The organism is Antarcticimicrobium sp., from assembly GCF_029212575.1.
Classification (GTDB): Bacteria; Pseudomonadota; Alphaproteobacteria; order Rhodobacterales; family Rhodobacteraceae; genus Antarcticimicrobium.
Window position 1 is genome coordinate 87,578 of sequence record NZ_JARGPK010000081.1, and the last position, 20,113, is coordinate 107,690.

General features: G+C 65.4%; 15 protein-coding genes. 11 read left to right on the plus strand and 4 right to left on the minus strand.

Translation table 11 applies throughout. The annotated features are described in order from the left end of the window. Positions 1–42: 42 nt before the first annotated feature. Positions 43–2,463, minus strand: a complete 2,421-nt coding sequence (locus P1U75_RS17735) for an FAD-dependent oxidoreductase (protein ID WP_300245593.1) — start codon at positions 2,461–2,463, stop codon at positions 43–45. 218 nt (positions 2,464–2,681) lie between these two features. Between P1U75_RS17735 and P1U75_RS17740 the strand changes: the two genes are divergently transcribed. Beyond that, positions 2,682–5,090: an FAD-dependent oxidoreductase gene (locus tag P1U75_RS17740; RefSeq protein ID WP_300245596.1), complete on the plus strand. Its 2,409-nt coding sequence runs from the start codon at positions 2,682–2,684 to the stop codon at positions 5,088–5,090. 31 nt (positions 5,091–5,121) lie between these two features. Next, positions 5,122–5,748, plus strand: coding sequence for a nucleotidyltransferase family protein (locus P1U75_RS17745; protein ID WP_300245598.1), 627 nt, complete (start codon positions 5,122–5,124; stop codon positions 5,746–5,748). A gap of 70 nt (positions 5,749–5,818) precedes the next feature. On the opposite strand, the gene P1U75_RS17750 is transcribed toward P1U75_RS17745, so the two are convergent. Further along, positions 5,819–8,254, minus strand: a complete 2,436-nt coding sequence (locus tag P1U75_RS17750; RefSeq protein ID WP_300245601.1) for a Hint domain-containing protein — start codon at positions 8,252–8,254, stop codon at positions 5,819–5,821. Between the two features lie 1,010 nt (positions 8,255–9,264). Then, positions 9,265–9,768 carry a MarR family winged helix-turn-helix transcriptional regulator gene (locus P1U75_RS17755; RefSeq protein ID WP_300245603.1) on the minus strand — a complete coding sequence of 168 codons (504 nt, stop codon included), beginning with the start codon at positions 9,766–9,768 and terminating at the stop codon, positions 9,265–9,267. A gap of 329 nt (positions 9,769–10,097) precedes the next feature. Here P1U75_RS17755 and dctP point away from each other — a divergent pair, with 329 nt between their 5' ends. Genes dctP through P1U75_RS17775 form a run of 4 tightly spaced genes read left to right on the plus strand, consistent with a single transcriptional unit; the run spans position 10,098 to position 13,875 of the window. Beyond that, positions 10,098–11,054, plus strand: a complete 957-nt coding sequence (gene dctP / locus P1U75_RS17760; RefSeq protein WP_300245605.1) for a TRAP transporter substrate-binding protein DctP — start codon at positions 10,098–10,100, stop codon at positions 11,052–11,054. 21 nt (positions 11,055–11,075) lie between these two features. Next, the gene (locus P1U75_RS17765) at positions 11,076–11,576 is read left to right on the plus strand and encodes a TRAP transporter small permease (RefSeq protein WP_300245607.1); all 501 of its coding nucleotides are present in this window, start codon (positions 11,076–11,078) and stop codon (positions 11,574–11,576) included. 5 nt (positions 11,577–11,581) lie between these two features. Further along, positions 11,582–12,901 carry a TRAP transporter large permease gene (locus tag P1U75_RS17770; RefSeq protein WP_300245609.1) on the plus strand — a complete coding sequence of 440 codons (1,320 nt, stop codon included), beginning with the start codon at positions 11,582–11,584 and terminating at the stop codon, positions 12,899–12,901. A gap of 8 nt (positions 12,902–12,909) precedes the next feature. Then, on the plus strand, positions 12,910–13,875 hold the full coding sequence (locus tag P1U75_RS17775) for a 2-hydroxyacid dehydrogenase (RefSeq protein ID WP_300245611.1): 966 nt from the start codon (positions 12,910–12,912) through the stop codon (positions 13,873–13,875). Here the strand turns inward: P1U75_RS17775 and P1U75_RS17780 are convergent. Further along, entirely contained in the window at positions 13,872–14,348 is a 477-nt protein-coding gene (locus P1U75_RS17780; protein WP_300245613.1) for a MarR family winged helix-turn-helix transcriptional regulator, read from the minus strand. The genes P1U75_RS17775 and P1U75_RS17780 overlap by 4 nt on opposite strands. A gap of 134 nt (positions 14,349–14,482) precedes the next feature. Between P1U75_RS17780 and P1U75_RS17785 the strand changes: the two genes are divergently transcribed. From P1U75_RS17785 to P1U75_RS17805, 5 genes are read left to right on the plus strand one after another with little or no spacing between them, the layout of a single operon-like run. Continuing rightward, positions 14,483–15,430 (plus strand): PDR/VanB family oxidoreductase, encoded by a 948-nt coding sequence (locus tag P1U75_RS17785; protein WP_300245614.1) that lies wholly within the window; start codon positions 14,483–14,485, stop codon positions 15,428–15,430. A 14-nt stretch (positions 15,431–15,444) separates the two neighbouring features. Continuing rightward, complete coding sequence (locus P1U75_RS17790) at positions 15,445–16,797, plus strand: aromatic ring-hydroxylating dioxygenase subunit alpha (protein WP_300245616.1); 1,353 nt, start codon at positions 15,445–15,447, stop codon at positions 16,795–16,797. Next, a complete protein-coding gene (locus P1U75_RS17795; RefSeq protein WP_300245618.1) occupies positions 16,794–17,276 on the plus strand; it encodes an aromatic-ring-hydroxylating dioxygenase subunit beta in 483 nt (160 codons plus the stop codon). Before P1U75_RS17790 ends, P1U75_RS17795 begins: the two co-directional genes overlap by 4 nt. Then, on the plus strand, positions 17,273–18,895 hold the full coding sequence (locus tag P1U75_RS17800; protein WP_300245620.1) for an AMP-binding protein: 1,623 nt from the start codon (positions 17,273–17,275) through the stop codon (positions 18,893–18,895). The genes P1U75_RS17795 and P1U75_RS17800 overlap by 4 nt, the downstream gene beginning before the upstream one ends. Then, positions 18,895–20,064 carry a thiolase family protein gene (locus tag P1U75_RS17805; RefSeq protein ID WP_300245622.1) on the plus strand — a complete coding sequence of 390 codons (1,170 nt, stop codon included), beginning with the start codon at positions 18,895–18,897 and terminating at the stop codon, positions 20,062–20,064. The genes P1U75_RS17800 and P1U75_RS17805 overlap by 1 nt, the downstream gene beginning before the upstream one ends. The last annotated feature ends 49 nt before the right edge of the window (positions 20,065–20,113 follow it).

Sequence of the window (20,113 nt, forward strand, 5' to 3'; positions counted from 1 at the left end):
CCCGGCCATGGTATTCCGCCGGGCCATCGACAGGGCCTGTAATCACCCCCGCAGGCGCGCGCCGGCCGGATCAAAGGGCGGCTCGGCAAGGATCGTGGCGCGGTGCGGGCGACCCAGCACCATGACCTCGACCGCGTCGCCGGGTTCCGCCCCCTTCACGTATCCCAGCGCCAGCGACATGCCCACCGAATAGCCATAGGCGCCCGAGGTGACGCGTCCGATCCCCTCGCCACCCCGAAAGATCGGCTCGCCGCCCGTCGCATCGGCATTCGAGGCCGTCACATCCGCCTCGTCCAGCGCCAGAAGGACCAGCCGTTCGCGCGGCGGATTTGTCAGCGTGCCCTCAACAGCGGCCTTGTTCAGAAAATCCTTGTCCAGCTTCACCAGCCGGTCCAGCCCGACCTCCTGCGGCCAGTACTCCGGGCTGTATTCCCGCCCCCAGGAACCATAGCCCTTTTCGATGCGCAGGCTCATCAGCGCCCGGCTGCCCACCGGCCCCGCGCCCAGTTCGCGCCCTGCCTCGATCAGCGCCGAGTAAAGCCGGGCCTGATCCTCGGCCGCACAATGCAGCTCCCAGCCCAGATCGCCGGTGAAGGAAACGCGCAGCGCCAGGCAGTCGACGCCGCCCAGCTCGATCCGTTGCGAGCGCATGAAGGGAAAATCCTCCGTCTCAAGCGAGGTATTGGTCAGCCGCTGCAGCATCTCGCGCGATCTGGGACCGGCCACGTTGAAGCCGCAGACCGCCTCGGTCAGGCTCTCAAACTCCGTCCCCTCGGGCAGCGGCACCGCGCGGAAGAACCGCTGGTGATAACGTTCCGCCATCCCCGAACCGATCACCCAGAATTCCTCCTCGCCCAGCCGGGTCACGGTGAAATCCCCGGCGATGCCGCCGCGCCTGCCGATCAGCGGCGTCAGGCAGGACCGGCCCACGGCGCGCGGCATCCGGTTGGCGAACAGCGCGTTCAGCCAATCCTCGGCCCCCGGCCCCGCCACGCGGTACTTGGCAAAGTTGGAAATGTCGATGATCCCCGCCCGCTGGCGCAGCATCCGGCATTCCGCGCCCACCGGCCCCCACCAGTTCTGCCGGGTAAAGCCATTGGTATCCTGCGTACCCTGCGCATCCGCGAACCACAGCGGATGCTCCCAGCCGTAGTTCAGGCCGAACACCGCGCCCATCCCCCTTTGCATCTCGTAGACCGGCCGCGTGCGCACGGGCCGTCCCGCCGCGCGCTCCTCGTTCGGGAAATGGATCGAGAAACGGTTGGCGTAGACGTCGCGCACCTTCGCCTTGGTAAAACCCGCATCGGCCCAGTCGCCGAACCGCGCCATGTCCCAGGCGAACATGTCGTATTGCGTCTCTCCCTCGGTGATCCATTGCGCCGCCATCAGCCCCATGCCGCCCGACTGCGAAAAGCCCGGGATGATGCCGTTGCAGCAGAAATACCCGGTCATCTCCGGCACCGGGCCGAACAGCACATTGGCATCGGGCGACCATATCATAGGCCCGTTGATCACCCGCTTGATCCCCGCCGTGCCCACCGCCGGCACCCGGTCGATGGCGCGCATCATGTTTTCCTCGATCCGCTCCAGATCGTCGGGGAACAGGTCATGCGCAAAATCCAGCGGTGTGCCGCCCTCGGCCCAGAACCGCATGTCACGCTCATAGGCGCCGACCAGCAACCCCTGCCCCTCTTGGCGCAGGTAATATTCGCCGTCGCGGTCGGCGACCGAGGGCAACCGACGGTCCAGCGCGGCGATCTCGGCAATCGTCTCGGTGACGAAATACTGGTGCTCGGTCGGTTGCAGCGGCAGCGTCAGCCCCGCCAGTGCCGCCACCTCGCGGCCCCAGAGCCCGGCGGCGTTGATGACCCAATCGGTGCGGATCTCGCCCTTGGGCGTACGAACGATCCACGTCCCGTCCGGCAGTGCCTCGGTCGCCGTCACCGGGGTGAACCGGTGGATCTCCGCCCCCCGCGCCCGGGCGCCGGCGGCATAGGCCTGGGTCACGCCCGAGGGATCGACATTGCCGCCATCGGGTTCCCACATGATGCAGCGGATGCCGGTGAAATCGACCAGCGGATGCAGCCGCTCGGCCTCGTCGCGGCTGACCTCGTGGAAGTTCATCCCGTAGAGCTTCGCCTTAGCCGCCTGCAGCCGCAACTGGTGCTCGCGCGCCTCGGTCTGCGCCAGGTAGAGCGATCCGGGCTGGAACACACCACAGCCTTGCCCGGTCTCCTCCTCCAGCTCCTTGTAGAGGGTCATGGTGTAATGCTGTATGCGGCTGATGTTGGTGTTGTCATGCAGTCCGTGGATATTGGCCGCCGCGTGCCAGGTGGACCCGCTGGTCAACTCGTCCCGCTCCAGCAGGACCACGTCGGTCCAGCCCAGTTTCGTCAGATGGTAAAGGATCGAACATCCGATAACGCCGCCGCCGATCACGACGGCCTGTGCGTGGGTACGCATGAGGTGGGCTCCCTGGGCCGGTTTCGCTATCGGCCACCCTGCCCGCGCCACGGCGCGCCGGATCGCCACCCGGCGACATTTCCGGTCGCACCTGTACAATTCGGGGCTCGAATTCCCCGGTTTTCCCCTGTTCCCCTAGCGACAATCATGGTCGCATTCCAACAAGCGCAGGGCAGGCCAAACCCACAGGCTACCGCCGAAACAGCAGGAGGCTCTCCATGAAAACCACCACCCGTGTCGCGGTGATCGGCGGCGGCGTCGTCGGCTGCTCGGTGCTCTACCACCTGACCAAGCTGGGCTGGTCGGACGTGATGCTGATCGAACGCTCCGACCTGACCTCCGGCTCCACCTGGCACGCGGCGGGCGGGTTTCACACCCTGAACGGCGATACGAACATGGCCGCACTGCAGGGCTATACCATTCGCCTTTACAAGGAGTTGGAGGAGATCACCGGCCTCTCCTGCGGGTTGCACCATGTCGGCGGCGTGACCCTGGCCGACAACCGCGACCGGTTCGGCATGCTGCTGGCCGAACGCGCCAAGCACCGCTTCATGGGGCTGGAGACCGAGATCGTCGGCCCCGAGGAGATCGCGAAAATCGCCCCGATCACCAACCTCGACGGGGTGATCGGCGCGCTTTACGACCCGCTCGACGGCCACCTCGACCCCTCCGGAACCACCCACGCCTATGCCAAGGCCGCGCGGATGGGCGGCGCCACAATCGAGACCCATTGCATGGTGCGCGAAACCAACCAGCGCCCCGACGGCAGCTGGGACGTGGTCACCGACAACGGCACGATCCATGCCGAGCATGTGGTCAACGCCGGTGGCCTCTGGGCGCGCGAGGTGGGGGCGATGGCCGGGATCTATTTCCCACTGCACCCGATGGAGCACCAGTACATCGTCACCGACGACATCGCGCAGATCTACGAACGCGACAAGGAACACCCGCATGTGATGGACCCGGCCGGCGAATCCTATCTGCGGCAGGAGGGGCGCGGGCTGTGCATCGGGTTCTACGAACAGCCCTGCAAACCCTGGGCGGTCGATGGCACACCCTGGAGTTTCGGGCACGAGTTGCTGCCGGATGACTTTGACAAGATCTCGGAAAGCATTGAATTTGCATACAAACGCTTTCCGGTGCTGGCCGAGGCTGGGGTCAAGTCGGTGATCCACGGCCCGTTCACCTTTGCCCCCGATGGCAACCCTCTGGTCGGCCCGGTGCCGGGGGTGCGCAACTACTGGTCGGCCTGCGGGGTCATGGCCGGGTTCAGCCAGGGCGGCGGTGTCGGGCTGATGCTGGCACAGTGGATGATCGAGGGAGAGACCGAGCGCGACGTGATGGCGATGGACGTGGCCCGCTTTGGCGACTGGATCGGCCCCGGTTACACCCGCCCGAAAGTCATTGAAAACTATCAAAAACGCTTCTCGGTCTCCTATCCGAACGAGGAACTGCCGGCGGCGCGCCCAAATCGCACCACACCGATGTACGACATCTTTTCCGACATGGGCGCGGTCTGGGGCCAGCAATACGGGCTGGAGGTGGTGAACTATTTCGCCAAAGGCGACGAGCCGCATTATGAGACCCCCAGTTTCCGCCGCTCCAACGCATTTGACGCCACCGCGCGCGAGGTAAAGGCGGTACGAGAAGCGGTTGGAATCAATGAGGTTCACAACTTCGGCAAGTACCGCGTCACCGGGCCGGGCGCACGGGTCTGGCTCGACCGGATCATGGCAGGGCGGATCCCCGCGCCGGGGCGGCTTTCGCTCACGCCCATGCTCTCGCCGCGCGGGCGTCTGATCGGCGATTTCACCGTGTCCTGCCTGGCCGAAAACAGTTTCCAACTCACCGCCTCTTATGGCGCGCAGGCCTTTCACATGCGCTGGTTCCTGCAACATCAGGAACCGGGCGTAAATATCGAGAATATCAGCGATAAGCTGAACGGATTTCAGATCGCCGGGCCAAGGGCGCGGGATCTTCTTGCGGGTTGCACCCGTGACGATGCCGCCGCCCTGCGTTTCATGGACGTGCGGCGGATGACGGTGGGCATGACCGACTGCGTCGTGCAGCGGGTCAGCTATACCGGCGATCTGGGCTATGAGATCTACTGCGATCCGATGGCGCAGCGACAGCTCTGGTCCACCCTTATCACCGCCGGTCAGGACCACGGCGTGACCCCCTTCGGCATGCGCGCGATGATGAGCCTGCGGCTGGGCAAGTTCTTTGGCAGCTGGATGGCGGAGTTCTCGCCCGATTACACCCCGGGCGAGACCGGGTTGGACCGCTTCATCTCCTTCAAGAAAGGCGCGGATTTTATTGGCAGATCCGCCGCCGAGGCCGAACGGGTCGCCGGCCCCTCCCGCCGCCTTGCTGCCTTCGTGGTTGCCGCCGGGGATGCCGATGTGAACGGGTATGAGCCGATCTGGCTGGACGGGTCGGTGCAGGGGTTTTGCACCTCGGGCGGCTATTCCCACCATGCCGGGCAATCGGTGGCGCTGGGGTTCCTGCCCGCCGGGCGCATCGCCGAGGGGCTGGAGGTCGAGATCGAGATCCTCGGCGAGATGCGCAAGGCGCGGCTGGTCACCACGCCGCTTTTCGATGCCGACGGGGCGCGCATGCGCGGGTGACAGCGCCCGCGTGACGCGCCATGATCGCGGCATGACCGACCTGCCGATCCTGCTGCTCGCCGCCGGCCAGTCGCGCCGCATGGGCGGGCGCGACAAGCTGATGGAGGATGTCGATGGCCAGCCACTGCTGCGCCGTATGGCTCAGCGCGCCCGCGCCGCCGGGATCGGGCCGGTGATCGTCGCGCTGCCGCCGGCGCCGCATGCCCGCTACGCCGCCCTCGACGGGCTGCCGGTGACCCCGGTCGAGGTCCCCGATGCCGCCGAGGGGATATCCGCCAGCCTGAAGCGTGCCCTGTCCGCAGCGCCCGACGCGGCCCGCGCCGTGATGATCCTGCTGGCGGACCTGCCCGACATTCTCCCTGAAGACATCAGGTGTGTCGCGCAAGATGTTGATTTAAATCATAAACACTGCATCTTTCGCGGTGCCACAGCGGCTGGCGCGCCGGGTCACCCGGTGGTTCTGTCGCGGGCGCTGTTCCCGGAGCTTATGGCGCTGACAGGCGATTCCGGCGCCCAGACGGTGATCCGCCGCCACGCCGACAAGGTCAGGCTGGTGCCCTTGCCCGGCCGCCACGCGCTGCGCGATCTGGACACGCCTGAGGACTGGGCGGCCTGGCGCGCGGACCGGATCGGCGCACAGGAAAAAGGCAGGGGGTAAACCCTGCCTTTCCCCACGCATCGCGCGGCCGTTGTGTAGCTGCAACCGCCGGGCTCCCCCAGCCCCAGGGTTACTGCGTCAACAAGGCGGCCTCGTGCTTTTTCAGCGCGCGGCGCGCAGCCGGGTAATTGATCTGCCCGCTCTGCGTTCCCAATTCCGGGAACAGTTCGAGAAGTTCCCGCCTCTGGTCGCTGTCCATGCCGCGCAGGGTCAGGTCGCCCGGCTGGAAGCTTTCGGTCCAGGCCCCGTCCGAGAGCACAACCTCGTGCTGGTCGAACATGAAGTGGATGTAGGTGACCTCGGACAGGGTGATCTTCTCGACCCCCTCCATCCCGATCAGATGCTTGGCCGCGACCAGCACCTCGCGATCCTCAAAATAGAGCGCGGTTCGGTCATTGGCGACCAGCACCCGGTGATTGGGGCTGACCACCATGTCGCGTTGCGGCAGACCGCCCCCCAGCGCACCCTTGCGGATCCGCACCGGCTGCAGATGGTCAGAGAGCGCGAGTTCCAGCCCGTTCAGGCGGCGTGCGCCGATCCAGCGGATCTCCTGAATGCCGTTGTCGCGGGTGATCACCCGGTCGCCGGCCTCCAGATCCTCGACCAGCCGTTCGCCCTGCGGCGTCGCGATGCGGGTGCCGGGGGTGAAACAGGGAATGATCTCCTCGATTTCCTTGAAGGTGAGCGAGCCGGTCACATTGCCGAAGTCGTCCAGCAGATCCATCGTCCCCGAGGTGCTGTTACCGTCGGGATCCGGCGTTTCGCTGGTGATGGTAAACCGCTGCCCGCCCATGTTCAGGACGTCGTAGTCGTCACCACCGCTGCCGCCGTCGATCACCTCGCCGTCATCGACCCCGAGAAAGGTGTCGCGCCCGTCGCCGCCGAGCATCGTATCGGTGCCCTGGCCGCCGATGATGGTATCGTTGCCGGCGCCGCCCTCGATGTAGTCGTCGTCGATGCCGCCATCGAGGTAGTCGTCGCCATCGCCGCCATAGATGGTGTCGTCGTCATCCTGGCCAAAGATCGTGTCATCCCCGTCGCCGCCGTGGATCACGTCCATGCCATTGGTCGGGTCGGGGTCGGCGGTGCGCAGACTGCCGTCGTCGGGGATGTTCAATGCATCCGGAAACGCGGGGTCGAGGCCGCCGTAGATGGTGTCGTCGCCCGCGCCGCCGTCGATCGTGTCCGACCCCTCGCCGCCGACGATCATGTCGTCGCCGTCGCCACCCAGGATGGTGTCGTCGTCGATCCCGCCGTCGATGGTGTCGTTGCCGCCGCCGCCGTCGATCACATCGTTGTCGTCGCCAGTGATGATCGTGTCATCGCCCTCGCCACCATAGACGGTATCGCGATCGTCGTAGGGATCGCTATCTGCCGGAATCGCCGGCAGCCCGTCGTAGGAGGGAAAGCCGCGATCAGGCAGCGGCACGCCGGAGGTCGAACTGGTGTCGATGGTATCGTCGCCGTCGCCGCCGTCGATGGTGTCGCTGCCATCGCCGCCGGTGATGATGTCGTCACCGCCCTCGCCAAAGATGGTGTCGTCCCCTTCGCCGCCGTGCAGCGTATCGTTGCCGTCCGCGCCGGTGTCGCAGGGGGGGGCATCAAAATAGACATCCGTCACCGCAACGCCGGAATCCAGCGGCCCATCCTGATCGTGGGTGATCTCCAGCCTTGCAATCGGTCCGGCAATCTCCACCAGGACAGAATGTGATGGGCTGGTATAGGGGGGGTTCCCGCCGTTGGAATCGGCCGTATCGGCCCCGGCCACGGAATCGGTGTCCAGCAGCGTCACGTCAGAACCACCGGTCAGCGTGACCTCGACCGGATCGCCGTTGACGTCGAAGGCCTTGACCGTGACCAGGCCGTCGTTGTCGACGTCGTTGATGCGGAACGATACGTTCTCGACCGGTGCGCCGAACCCGAGTTCGTAAATCACCGGCTGATTCTCGACATAGGCGTCGGAATCAAGCGCGCTGGTGGCGTCCGCCAGGGTGCCGTCGATCGTGGTGATGCCATCCACAAGCTGGGTCTGGTCGGAGAAGGTCGAGGCGCTGCCCGGCCCCTGCGCCAACACCGTGAAGGTCACATCGACGCCACCCGCGTTCTGGGTGAATCCGCCGCTCAGATCGTCATAGACATCGACCTGCCCGCCGTCGTCCGGGTCGGGGGCCAGATCCCATTGGAACACCGCGCGGCCACCGCCGTTGGCGCCACCGGGGGCGTTGCCATCGCCATAGATGACATCGTTACCATCCTGGCCGTAAACCTCGTCGTCGCCGCTGCCCGCATAGATCTCGTCGTTGCCGTCGCCGGCCTCGATGTAATCGTCACCAGCTCCGGCATCGACGATATCGTCGTCGCCGACCTCGCCGGGGAGAGAGGCATCACCGTTGTCGATCATGTCGCCGTCCGGATCGCCGGTATAAGCAATGTCGATCCGGTCGTCGCCGCTGCTTCCTTCGACGATACCGTCGCTTTTCGGTCCTGGCGTACATTTATCTGGCATCACTCTCTCCTTCTCGACCTGCGCCGATCCATAATCCGCGCTGAACGGCGCCTGACTTAGTCTGTGGTTGGTGGCGGCGCCTTGCGCGCATTCCGCCCCGACCGAATTCACATCGCGGACAGCGCCGGACTCACCATGCCGAGCATGGCAAACCGCACTCGCTGCCGAGCGGCAAGCACCGTCACACGCGGCCAGGACTCAGACCCGGCGACGCATCTTTTTTCTGCACCGTCCTGTTGCGATCAATCGGTCACGAATGCGACCTTCTGACATCGCCCCCTTCAGGTACGTTAAGATTTACCTCAGGCGAAGAGGCCAACAAAATGAAAATTCGAACATAATCAGCTGCATTCCTGCATTGATCGCCCGATCAGTCGGTTTTCCGTGTGTCGTTCACGGTCAGGGACCTTGGCGATTGTTTCTAATTTCCCAACAAGTTCACCCTGATTTCCCACGGCGTTCGTCAGGTTCTGCGCGTTTCTGACCCGAATTCGCCCGGAATCCTCGGGTTACTGTTTCTCAAACGGGGATATTCGATGACAGGTGCGGATGTGACGCTGGCCGATACAGCGCCGTGTCCGGCGCCATGCCCGACCCAGGGCATTATGAAAAACCTGGAACCAATGCCCAAATTTCAGCCGGAAACCGCGATTAAACGTAAACAATCCCCCGGGTATCGTATGATTCGGCCTGTTAACTACTTTCGAGTCAATCCTATCCATCCGCCCCCGCCTTTCCACCCGGCCTGCCTTTCGGTCCGGGCCGGACCCTCCGCCGGCCGGCAACGGGCAAGCCACCGGCTTCACGCTGCGCGGTTCCAGCGCCGTCACCTCACCGTGCCGGGTGCGGAAGCTGACCGGTACGGAGCACCGGGCGTCGCGCCCCGGTCTGTCCTGGGGCATTTGCCCGCCGTCCGGTCGCGCAGTGCCCCCGGCCTCTACTTCTGGCCGGAAAAATCCCCGGAGGGTGCAGGGGGCTGGCCCCCCGCCTGTGCCTCGCCGGCCGGTCGCTCAGAAATCGTGCCTGCGGATATTGGCCAGCATCTTGTGAAGCGTGCCGAGGAAGGCGCGCTGCTCGGCCTCGTCGATGCCCTCGAACATCCGGTCGTGGCTGGCGGCCATATGCGGCCACATCCGGTCAAAGGCGGCGCGCCCGGCCCGGGTCAGGTAGATGCGGCTGGCGCGCTGGTCGTCCGGGTCGGTCTCGCGCCGGGCCAACCCCTCGGCGCAGAGCGATTCCGCCGCCCGCGACAGGGTCGATTGTTCGACCACCGCGTAAACACCGAGCTTGGACATCTGGATGCCGTCCATCACCGACAAGACCGCCAATGCCCGCATCTTGGCCGTGCTCAACCCCATCTCCGCCATCTCGCGGCGCAGATCGGCGTTGTAGCGGCCCATGATCCGGTTCATCAGATAGGGCGCGAACCCGTTCAACCCGACCTCACCCAGCCAGGGCGGCCGCCCCGCCTCGGCGCGGTCCGCCGGGGTTTCCACCTCAGGGGTGTCCGTCATTTCGCGCATTCGCTCCAACCCTCCGGCCGCCACATCCTGCCGTCCGTTTTCCCATGAAAAATCAGGTCGCCGCAACCGCTCACCACGGATCACCTTGTCGCATGCCGAATCCGCACCCCGTCCGGAACGCGCGGGGCTTCTGCACCCATTTGCAAATATCGACAACAACCGGAAAACCACCTCCTTTGAGATTACGAATGATCTCCGGGCACCCTCGTCAAATACAAATACCCGTTTGCATGCTTTTTAACCGCAGCTACACTGAGCCGGTCGCCGCGTGACTCGCTCTTGTCACCGCTGCGCTCAAGTTACCTACAGGGAGAGGTTCCATGAAAAGACTAGCATCCGCCGCCCTCGCGGCCGTTCTCGCCGCCGCGCCGGCCGTGGCCCAAGAGGTCACCCTGCGCGGGGTCAGCGCCTTTGCCGGCGGCACCACCTTTTCGCGCCCGTTCGAGGCCTTCGTCGCCCATGTCAACGAGATCGGCAAGGGCGTGGTGCAGATCGACTATGTCGGCGGCCCCGAGGCGGTGCCGCCGTTCGAGCTGGGCAACGCGGTCTCGGGCGGCGTCGTCGATATCGCCAACAACACCTCGGCCTTTTACACCAACCTTGTGCCCACCGGTGACGCGCTGCACCTGGCGACCAACACCGCCCAGGACCAACGCGCCAACGGCTGCATGGACAAGATCGACGCCATCCACCAGCAGCAGATGAACGTCAAGTTCCTGGCCCGCACCGGCGACAACGTCGCCTTTCACCTCTACCTGACCAAGCCGATCGACAGCCCCGACCTGAGCGGGCTGACGATCCGCACCACCCCGGTCTACCGCGCCATGTTCGAGGCCTTGGGCGCCACGCTGGTGCGCACCGCCCCGGGCGAGGTCTATACCGCGCTGGAACGTGGCGCGATTGACGGCTACGGCTGGCCGCTGCAGGGGGTGATGGATCTGGGTTGGGACGAGCAGACCAAGTACCGCGTCGATCCCGGATTCTACCAGGTCGATGTCAACGTGCTGGTCAACCTCGACCGCTGGGAGGGGCTGCCGGAGGCGGCCAGGGCCGTGCTGCAAGAGGCCGCCGAATGGATCGAGGCCAGGAACGCCGACAATATCGCCATCAACGCCGAAGAGGCGGAAAAGCAGGCCGGCGCCGGGATCGAGGTGATCACCTTCTCGCCCGAGGACGAGGCCAGGTGGCTGACCACCGCACAGGAGGCCGGCTGGGCCGGTGTCGCGGCGGTGGATGCCGGCATCGCGGCCGATCTCAAATCCTGCCTGACCGAGTGACCGCGAAAGGGGCCTGACAGAATGTCCAAGCTCAACACGCTTTTTGATGGCGTGCTCCTGGTCTGCGCCGCGCTGGCGGGGGCCATCTTCGCGGGGATCGCGGCGATGATCTCGGTCAACGTGGTGCTCAGGAACCTGTTCGGCAGCCCGGTCTACGGGCTGCTGGACGCGGTCGAATACGGGCTGCTGCTGGCCACCTTTCTCGGCGCGCCCTGGGTGCTGTGGAAACGCGGGCACGTCACCGTCGATCTGGTCACAGCCGCCCTGCCCGATCGGCTGGCGGCGCCGCTGGCGCGGCTGACCGCGCTGATCGGGCTCGCCGTCTGCGTGACGTTGGTGCGCTATGCCGGCGAGGCGGCGCTGATCTCGGCGCAGCGCGGCTCGATGATCCGCACGGCCTTCACCATTCCCGAATGGTGGGTGCTGGCGGTGGCCCCGCTGTGCTTTGCCCTGCTGGCGGTGGAATTCCTGCGCCAGGCGGCCGGGCGCGCCGACCGCACCCGGGCAACGGCGGGGCTCTAGACGCAATGGACTGGACCCTTGTTCTGAGCCTGATGCTGGGCGGCCTTGCGCTGCTCCTGCTGATGGGGCTGCCGGTGGCCTTTGCCTTTCTCACCGTCACCGTGATCGGCGCCTACGAGGTGCTGGGCGGCGACCGCGGCATCATGCAACTGGCGCGCAACTCCGTGCAATCCATCGCCAATTTCCAATTGGCGCCGATCCCGCTCTTTATCCTGATGGGCGAGTTGCTGTTCCAGACCGGCGTCGCGCATCGCGCCATCGAGGCGGTCGACCGGGTGGTGACCCGCATTCCCGGCCGCCTCGCGGTGGTCAGCGTCTTCGGCGGCACGCTCTTTGCCGCGCTGTCGGGCTCGACCATCGCCAATACCGCGATGCTGGGCTCGACCCTGCTGCCCGGCATGCTGAAAAAGGGCTATGCGCCCACTCTCGCCATGGGGCCGATCATGGCCTCGGGCGCCATCGCCATGCTGATCCCGCCCTCGGCGCTGGCCGTGCTGGTCGGCAGCCTCACCGGCATCTCCATCGCCGGGCTTTTGATCGCGGGTGTGATCCCGGCGCTGCTCTTGTCTGTGCTCTTCGTGCTCTGGATCGTCTGGCGGGTGACGCGCAATCCGCATCTCGCCCCACCCGATCCGGGGGCCGAGGGGCTCACCCTGTCTGAGCGCTGGGGGCCGTTCCTGCGCTATGTCGCGCCGCTCTCGCTGGTCTTCGCGGTGGTGATCGGCAGTCTGCTGGCGGGGCTCGCCACGCCGACCGAAAGCGCAGCACTCGGCTCGGTCGCCGCGCTGATCCTCGGCGCCGGGTATCGCGCGCTGAGCTGGAAAAAACTGCAAAAGGCGCTGACCGAAACGGTAAAGCTCTCGGTGATGATCCTCTTCATCATCCTGATTTCGCAGACCTTTGCACAGGTTCTGTCGTTCTCCGGCGCCACCAACGGCGTGATCCGCGCAGTGCAGGGCATCGGGCTGGAGCCGGTTCAGGTGCTCCTTGCCATGATCGCCGTGCTGCTGATCATGGGCTGTTTCATCGACCAGGTCTCGATGCTGATGGTCACCGTACCGATCTTCGTGCCGCTGGCCAAGGCGGCGGGGATCGATCCACTGGTGCTCGGCGTGGTCTATCTGCTGACGATGGAGATCGGCCTTCTCACCCCGCCCTTCGGGCTGATCCTGTTCGTGATGCGCGGGGTCGCCCCGCCCGAGATCCGCATGTCCACCATCTATGCCGCAATCCTGCCCTTCGTGGCGATCAAGCTGCTGGTGCTCGGGCTGATCGTCTGGCAGCCTGCGCTGGGCACCTGGCTGCCCTCGCTGATCGGGAGATAAGAGGGACCATGAGCCGCAGCATCGAAATCTACGGCCGCGGCCGCCTGCCGCCGCGGCTGGAAACCCGGCTGGCGGAGGCTTTTACCCTGCACGGCGATCCCGACCCGTTTCCGCCCGAGGACTGGCTGGCAAGCCACGGGGGGTCGGTGCGCGGGCTGGCCAATGGCAGTTTCACACCATTGACGGCAGAGCTCATGGACCGTCTGCCAAAGCTGGAAATCATCGCGAGCATCGGGGTGGGCTATGACATGATCGACGTCCCCGCCGCCAAGGCACGCGGCATCCTCGTGACCCACACCCCGGACGTGCTGAATGCGGATGTTGCGAATTACGCCCTGCTGCTGCTGCTCGCGGCGAGCCGCGACCTGATCCATCAGGACAGCCATGTGCGCAGCGGAGGCTGGGCCAGCGACGGGCCGAGCCCGCTGACCCACACGCTGGAGGGGCGACCGATCGGCATCGTCGGGCTGGGCCGCATCGGCCGCACGCTGGCAAGAAAGCTCGAGATCTTCGGCGGCCCGATCCTGTATCACGGACGTCGCGAACAAGCGGGGGTTCCGTACGAATTCTGCCCCGATCTGTACGACATGGCCCGGCGCTGCGCCGCGCTGATCCTGTGCCTGCCCGGCGGCGCCGGAACCGACGGGTTGATCGATGCGGGCGTGCTCGACGCGCTGGGGCCCGAGGGCATCCTCATCAACGTGGCGCGCGGCTCGGTGGTGGATCAGCCCGCGCTGATCGAGGCGTTGCAATCGGGGCGGCTGGGCCGTGCCGCGCTGGACGTGTTCGACGATGAACCGGACGTGCCGCAGGCGCTCCGCGATTGTGAGCGGGTGATCCTCTCGCCGCATGCCGCCAGTGCCACGGTCGAGACCCGACAGGCCATGTTCGACCTGACCGCCGACAACCTGATCGACTATTTCCGAACCGGCACCGCCCGCACCCCGGTGCCGGAGTGCCGGGATATGGCCTAGCCGGTTTCGCGCCCGTCCGGCTGGTCGAGCTGGCCCAGAAGCCTTTCAAGCATCGGCTTGATCCGCTGCGCGTCCTCGCCGCCCAGATCGGCGAGGATCCGGGCCTCGTGATCGCGCGCATCCTCGATCAGCCGCAGCGCCAGGTCCCGCCCCTCGTCGGAGAGGAACACCCGCACCCGGCGCCGGTCCTCGGGGTCGGACTGGCGGCGGACCAACCCCCGCTCGGCCATCTGATCGATGATTCGCGTCAGCCTCGATTGCTCCATCAACGACAGCCGCGCCAGCCGCGTCACCATCGCCCCGTCCTCGTCCGCAAGACAGGCAAGAACGCGCCATTCGGGCACCCGCAGGCCTGCCGTGCGGGCGTGGCTGTGAAATTCAGCACTCGCCCGATCGCTGACCGCCGCCAGAAGATACAGCAGGTAAGACGTGACAAACGGCTGATTGAGCGGGCCTTTTTTCATCTCATTCATATGTCGATATCTGTTTTTCGCTCGCGGCTTAGGCGCTGTCGTCTTCAAGGTCAAGAAACCCGTGGCTCCGCTGCAAAAAAGGGGTTGACCGATATTATATGAATTTTCATATTAATTGCACAGGGAGAAAACGCGTGAAACACGAACTGGTCATCGACAGCCTGAACGACGCAACCGACCGCATCCGGGTCCTCACCCTGCGCCCGGGCGACGGCGGCCGGTTGCCCGCCCATACCGCCGGTGCCCATCTGGATTTCGACCTTGGCACGCTCGGCACCCGGTCCTATTCGCTGATCGACTGGCCGGGCGACGCGCGCCCCGCCACCACCTGGCGCGTCGCGGTTCAGCGCGAGGACGGCGGTCAGGGCGGCTCCATGCAAATGCACAGGTTTCAGCCCGGTGAGCGCATTGCTGCGGCCGGACCGGCCAATGATTTCGAACTGGGCGATCATCCCGGCCCGGCCCTGTTGCTGGCCGGCGGCATCGGTATCACACCGCTGATCTCCATGGCCACCGCGCTCGCCGCCGCCGGACGCCCCTTTGTGCTGCATTATGCCGCCCGGTCGCGCGGGGTGATGGGCTTTGCCGGTGCGCTGACCGAGGCGTTCGGGGAAAACGTCACCTTTCATTTCGATGACGAGGCCCCGCTCGACCTTGCCGCGCTGTTCGCCGGGGTCGATCCGGCCACCCATCTCTATGTCTGCGGCCCCAAACCGATGATCGAGGCCGCGCGCGCCGCCGCCAATGCCGCCGGCCTGCCCGATGCGCAGATCCATTTCGAGCTTTTTGCCTCGCCGCAGCCGCAGGAGGGCGATAGCGCCTTTGAGGTCGAGGTCGCCTCGACCGGACAGGTGTTCACCATCCCGCCCGGCCGCTCCATCATCGAGGTGCTGGAGGAAGGCGGGCTCGACCTGATCCATGATTGCCAGCGCGGCGATTGCGGCATCTGCCAGACCGAGGTGCTGGAGGGCACGCCGGACCACCGGGATGTGGTATTGTCAGACAGCGAAAAGGCCGAGGGCAAACTGATGCAGATCTGCGTCAGCCGCGCCAAATCGGCCAAACTGGTCCTCGATCTCTAGGGAAGGAGCCCGCCATGCCAGCCGCCAAGCCAGCCTATACCGTCGATACCGTGACCGACCTCGTACAGCCGCACCAGGTTCACCGCGATGTCTATACCGATCCGGATGTGTTTCGGCTGGAGATGAAGCATCTCTTTGCCAATGCATGGGTTTTTGTCGGGCATGACAGCCAGACGCCGAACAAGGGCGATTATTATACCACCCAGATCGGCGATCAGCCGGTGATCCAGGTGCGCCATACCAATGGCGAGATCTGCGTGCTCTACAACCGCTGCCCGCACAAGGGCACCAAGATCGCCATCGACCGGACCGGCAACACCGGCAAGTTCTTTCGCTGCCCCTATCACGCCTGGTCGTTCAAGACCGACGGCTGCCTCTTGGCGATCCCGCTGAAAAAGGGATACGAGGGCACCGGGCTGGACAAGACCGAGAACGGCCAGGGGATGAAGGCTGTTGGCGCGGTAAGGAATTACCGCGGCTTCATCTTTGCCCGGCTGGCGGATGAGGGCATCAGTTTCGAGGACTACTTCGGCGCCAGCCTGTCCTCGCTCGACAACATGGTCGATCGCTCCCCCGCCGGGCGGCTGGAGGTGGCCGGGCCGCCGCTGCGCTACATGCACCAGTGCAACTGGAAAATGCTGGTCGAGAACCAGACCGACACCTGCCACCCGATGGTGGCGCATGAATCCAGTGCCGGCACGGCGGTCAAGATATTCGAGGACATGGACTGGCCCGAGGACAAGCCCAAGCCGATGGCGATGGAGATCATCGCGCCCTTCATGAGCCCCTATGAGTTCTTCGAGAACATGGGCATCCGCACCTGGCCCAACGGCCACGGGCACACCGGCGTGCATCATTCGATCCATTCCGACTACTCGGCCATCCCCGGCTATCTCGAGCAGATGGTCGAAGCCTATGGCGAGGACAAGGCGAAAGAGATCCTGGGCGAGAACAGGCACAACACCGTCTATTTCCCCAACATCATGATCAAGGGACCGATCCAGCAGCTGCGTAATTTCATCCCGCTGGGGCCCGACAAGACGCTGGTGGAAAGCTATATCTACCGGCTGGTCGATGCTCCCGATCAACTGCTGGCGCGCACCGCCATGTACAACCGGCTGATCAACGCGCCGACCTCGATGGTGGGTCACGACGATCTGGAGATGTACGAGCGCGCGCAGGAGGGGCTGGCCGCCGACGGCATGGAATGGGTGAACGTGCAGCGCCTCTACGAGGAGGGCGAGGATTTCGATCACGAAGCGGTCGAGAACGGCACCACCGAACGGCAGATGCGCAACCAGTTCAACGCCTGGGTCAAGTTCATGTCGCCCCAGCCCGCAACCGACAAGGCGGAGGCCGCAGAATGAGCTTTCCTTCCCGCGACGACCTGATCGATTTCATCTATGACGAGGCCCGCATGCTGGACGAAGGCCGCTTTTCCGAGTGGCTGGAGTTGTGGATGCCCGAGGGAATCTATTGGATGCCGCTCGATTACAAGCAGACCGACCCGGATTGCGTGACCTCGCTGCTTTACGAGGATCAGTTCATGCTGCGCCTGCGGGTGGAGCGTCTGAACGGCGCACGCACCTTCAGCCAGAAACCGAAAAGCCGCTGTCACCACGTGATCCAGCGCCCCTTCGTCGATGTGATGGACGCAGAGGCCAACCGCTATGTCACCAACACCAGCATGCATTACGTGGAAACCCGACTGGACGACCAGTTTCTGCTGGCGATCACCGCCACGCATGAGCTTTGCGTCGAGGGTGGCAAGATCCGCATCGCCAACAAGCGGGTCGATCTGCTGAACTCCGACGCCGCCTTTGGCAACATCCAGTTGCTGCCATGAGGCTGGGCGATTTCGACAGCATCTATGGCGCCTTCGCCGCCGCCGCCCGCCGCTGGCCGGAGCGGCCGATGCTGAACGTGCTGGAGGGAACCGCGCGGATCTATGACATCGACGCGGGCGAGATCCCCTATGGCGAGGCGCTGGCACGGGTCAATGCGCTGGCGTTGGGATTTGCCGTCGCCGGTTATGGTCCGGGCATGCGGGTGGCGCTGCTGCTGGAGAACCGCCCCGTGTTCTTCCTGACCTGGCTGGCGCTCAACCGGCTCGGCGCCTCGGTGGTGCCGGTCAACCCCGACCTGCGCGCGGCGGAGCTTGAGTATCTCATCGGTCATGCCGAACCGGCCCTGATCGTGGCGATCCCGGCACGGGCGGAAGAATTGCGCGCCGCCGCAAGGGCCGCCGGTATCACCCTGTCGGTCATCGCCCCGGACGAGGCACCCCCTGCCCCGCGTCCCGGCGCGGAGGTGGCGGATCTGGCCGAGGGACCCGCGCGCGAGGCGGCGGTGCTCTATACCTCGGGCACCACCGGCCAGCCCAAGGGCTGCGTGTTGTCCAACGCCTATTTCTTCGAATCCGGCGACTGGTACGCGAATCTCGGCGGGATTGCCGCGCTCACCGAGGACGGCGAGCGGATGATCACCCCGCTGCCGATCTTTCACATGAACGCGATGGCCTGTTCCTTTACCGTGATGATCGCCGTGGGCGGCTGCCTGACCGCGGTTGACCGGTTCCACCCGCGCAGCTGGTGGGACGACGTGCGCGACGCCCGCGCCACCTGCCTGCATTATCTCGGCGTGATGCCCTCGATGCTGATGGGCGCGCCGGAAAGTGCCGCCGACCGCGCCCATTCGGTGCGCTTCGGTTTCGGTGCCGGGGTCGATCCCAAGCTGCAGGCCGATTTCGAGGCGCGCTTTGGCTTTCCGCTGGTCGAGGCCTGGGCGATGACCGAGACCGGCGCCGGTGCCGCCATCTCCGCCCATACCGAGGACCGGCTGGTGGGTCAGGCCTGCCTTGGCCGGCCGACCGACGCGGTGCAGATCCGCATTACCGATGACACCGGCGCCGATGTGCCGCTGGGTGACCCGGGCGAGTTGCTGATCCGGCGCAGCGGCGCAAACCCGCGCCTTGGCTTTTTCACCTGCTATTACAAGAACCCGCAAGCCACCGCCGAGGCCTGGGAGGGGGAGTATTTCCACACCGGCGACATCGTGCGGCAGGACGCGGACGGCAACATGTTCTTTGTCGACCGCAAGAAAAACGTGATCCGCCGCTCGGGCGAGAATATCGCGGCGGTCGAGGTGGAATCGGTGCTGATGCGCCATCCCGACATCACCGCCGCCGGGGTTGCCCCGGTGCCCGACCCGCTGCGCGGGGACGAGGTGTTTGCCTGCCTCACCGTCGCCGATCCCGCGCCGGAAAAGGCGCAGGAGATCGCCCGCTGGGCGCTGACCCAGATGGCCTATTACAAGGTTCCGGGATACATCGCCTTTGTCGATGCCCTGCCGCTCACCGCGACGCAGAAGATCCAGCGCGCGGCGCTGAAAACACTCGCCGCCGATCTGCTGGCGGCGGGCAAGGCGCATGACACCACCGCGCTGAAGACACGGCAGGTGGCCTGATGGCAAAACGGCAGGGCTATGACGGGGTGGTTGTCGCGGCGCCGGTCTCGGTGCCCTACGAACGCTATTCCATCGAAACCGCGCATTGGTGGATCGCCCGCGCCCTGCGCGGCAGCCTTCAGGCGGCGGGGTTGAAACCGGCGGAGATCGACGGGTTCACCGTCTCCAGCTTCACGCTCTTTCCCGACACCGCCGTGGGGCTGACCCAGCATCTGGGGCTTTGCCCACGCTGGCTCGATCACATCCCGATGGGCGGGGCCAGCGGCGTGATCGCCCTGCGCCGGGCCGCCCGCGCGGTGCAGGCGGGGGATGCCGATATCGTCGCCTGCGTTGCCGGCGACACCAACCACATCGACAGTTTCCGTAGCCTTCTGTCCAGCTTTTCACGCTTTGCCTCCGATGCCTCCTACCCCTATGGCTATGGCGGGCCGAACGCGAATTTCGCCCTTTTGACAGACCGTTACATGCAAGATTTTAACGCAACGCGTGAGGATTTCGGCCGCATCTGCGTGGCACAGCGCGACAATGCGCTGCGCAATCCGAATGCGGTGATGAAAAAGCCGCTGACGCTAGACGACTATCTGAACGCCCGCCCCATCGCCGACCCCATCGCGCTCTATGATTGCGTGATGCCCTGCGCGGGCGCCGAGGCGTTCCTTGTCATGCGCGAGGACGAGGCAACCCGCCGCAACCTCCCCTTTGCCCGCATCAAGGGCACGATCGAGCGCCACAACGCCCATGCCAGCGACCCGATCCAGCTGCGCGGCGGCTGGACGCTGGACGTGGACGATCTTTACGACATGGCCGGCTGTGCCCCCACCGATATGGATCTGGTGCAGACCTATGATGATTACCCCGTCATCTCGATGATGCAGATCGAGGATCTGGGGTTTTGCGAGAAAGGCGGCGCGCCGGAGTTCCTGCGCAATCGCGACATGACCGTGACCGGCGATTTTCCCCATAACACCAATGGCGGTCAGCTTTCCGCCGGTCAGGCCGGTGCGGCGGGCGGCTTCATCGGATTGGTCGAGGCGATCCGGCAGGTTACTGGCATGGCCGAGGGCACGCAGGTGGCGGATGCGCGGCGCGCCCTCGTCTCCGGTTTCGGCATGATCAACTACGATCGCGGCGTCTGCTCCAGCGCCGCCATCCTGGAGGGCGCCGCATGACCGATCCGTTGCAACCGCCCCCGAAGAAGAACCCGCAGAAACGAACGGT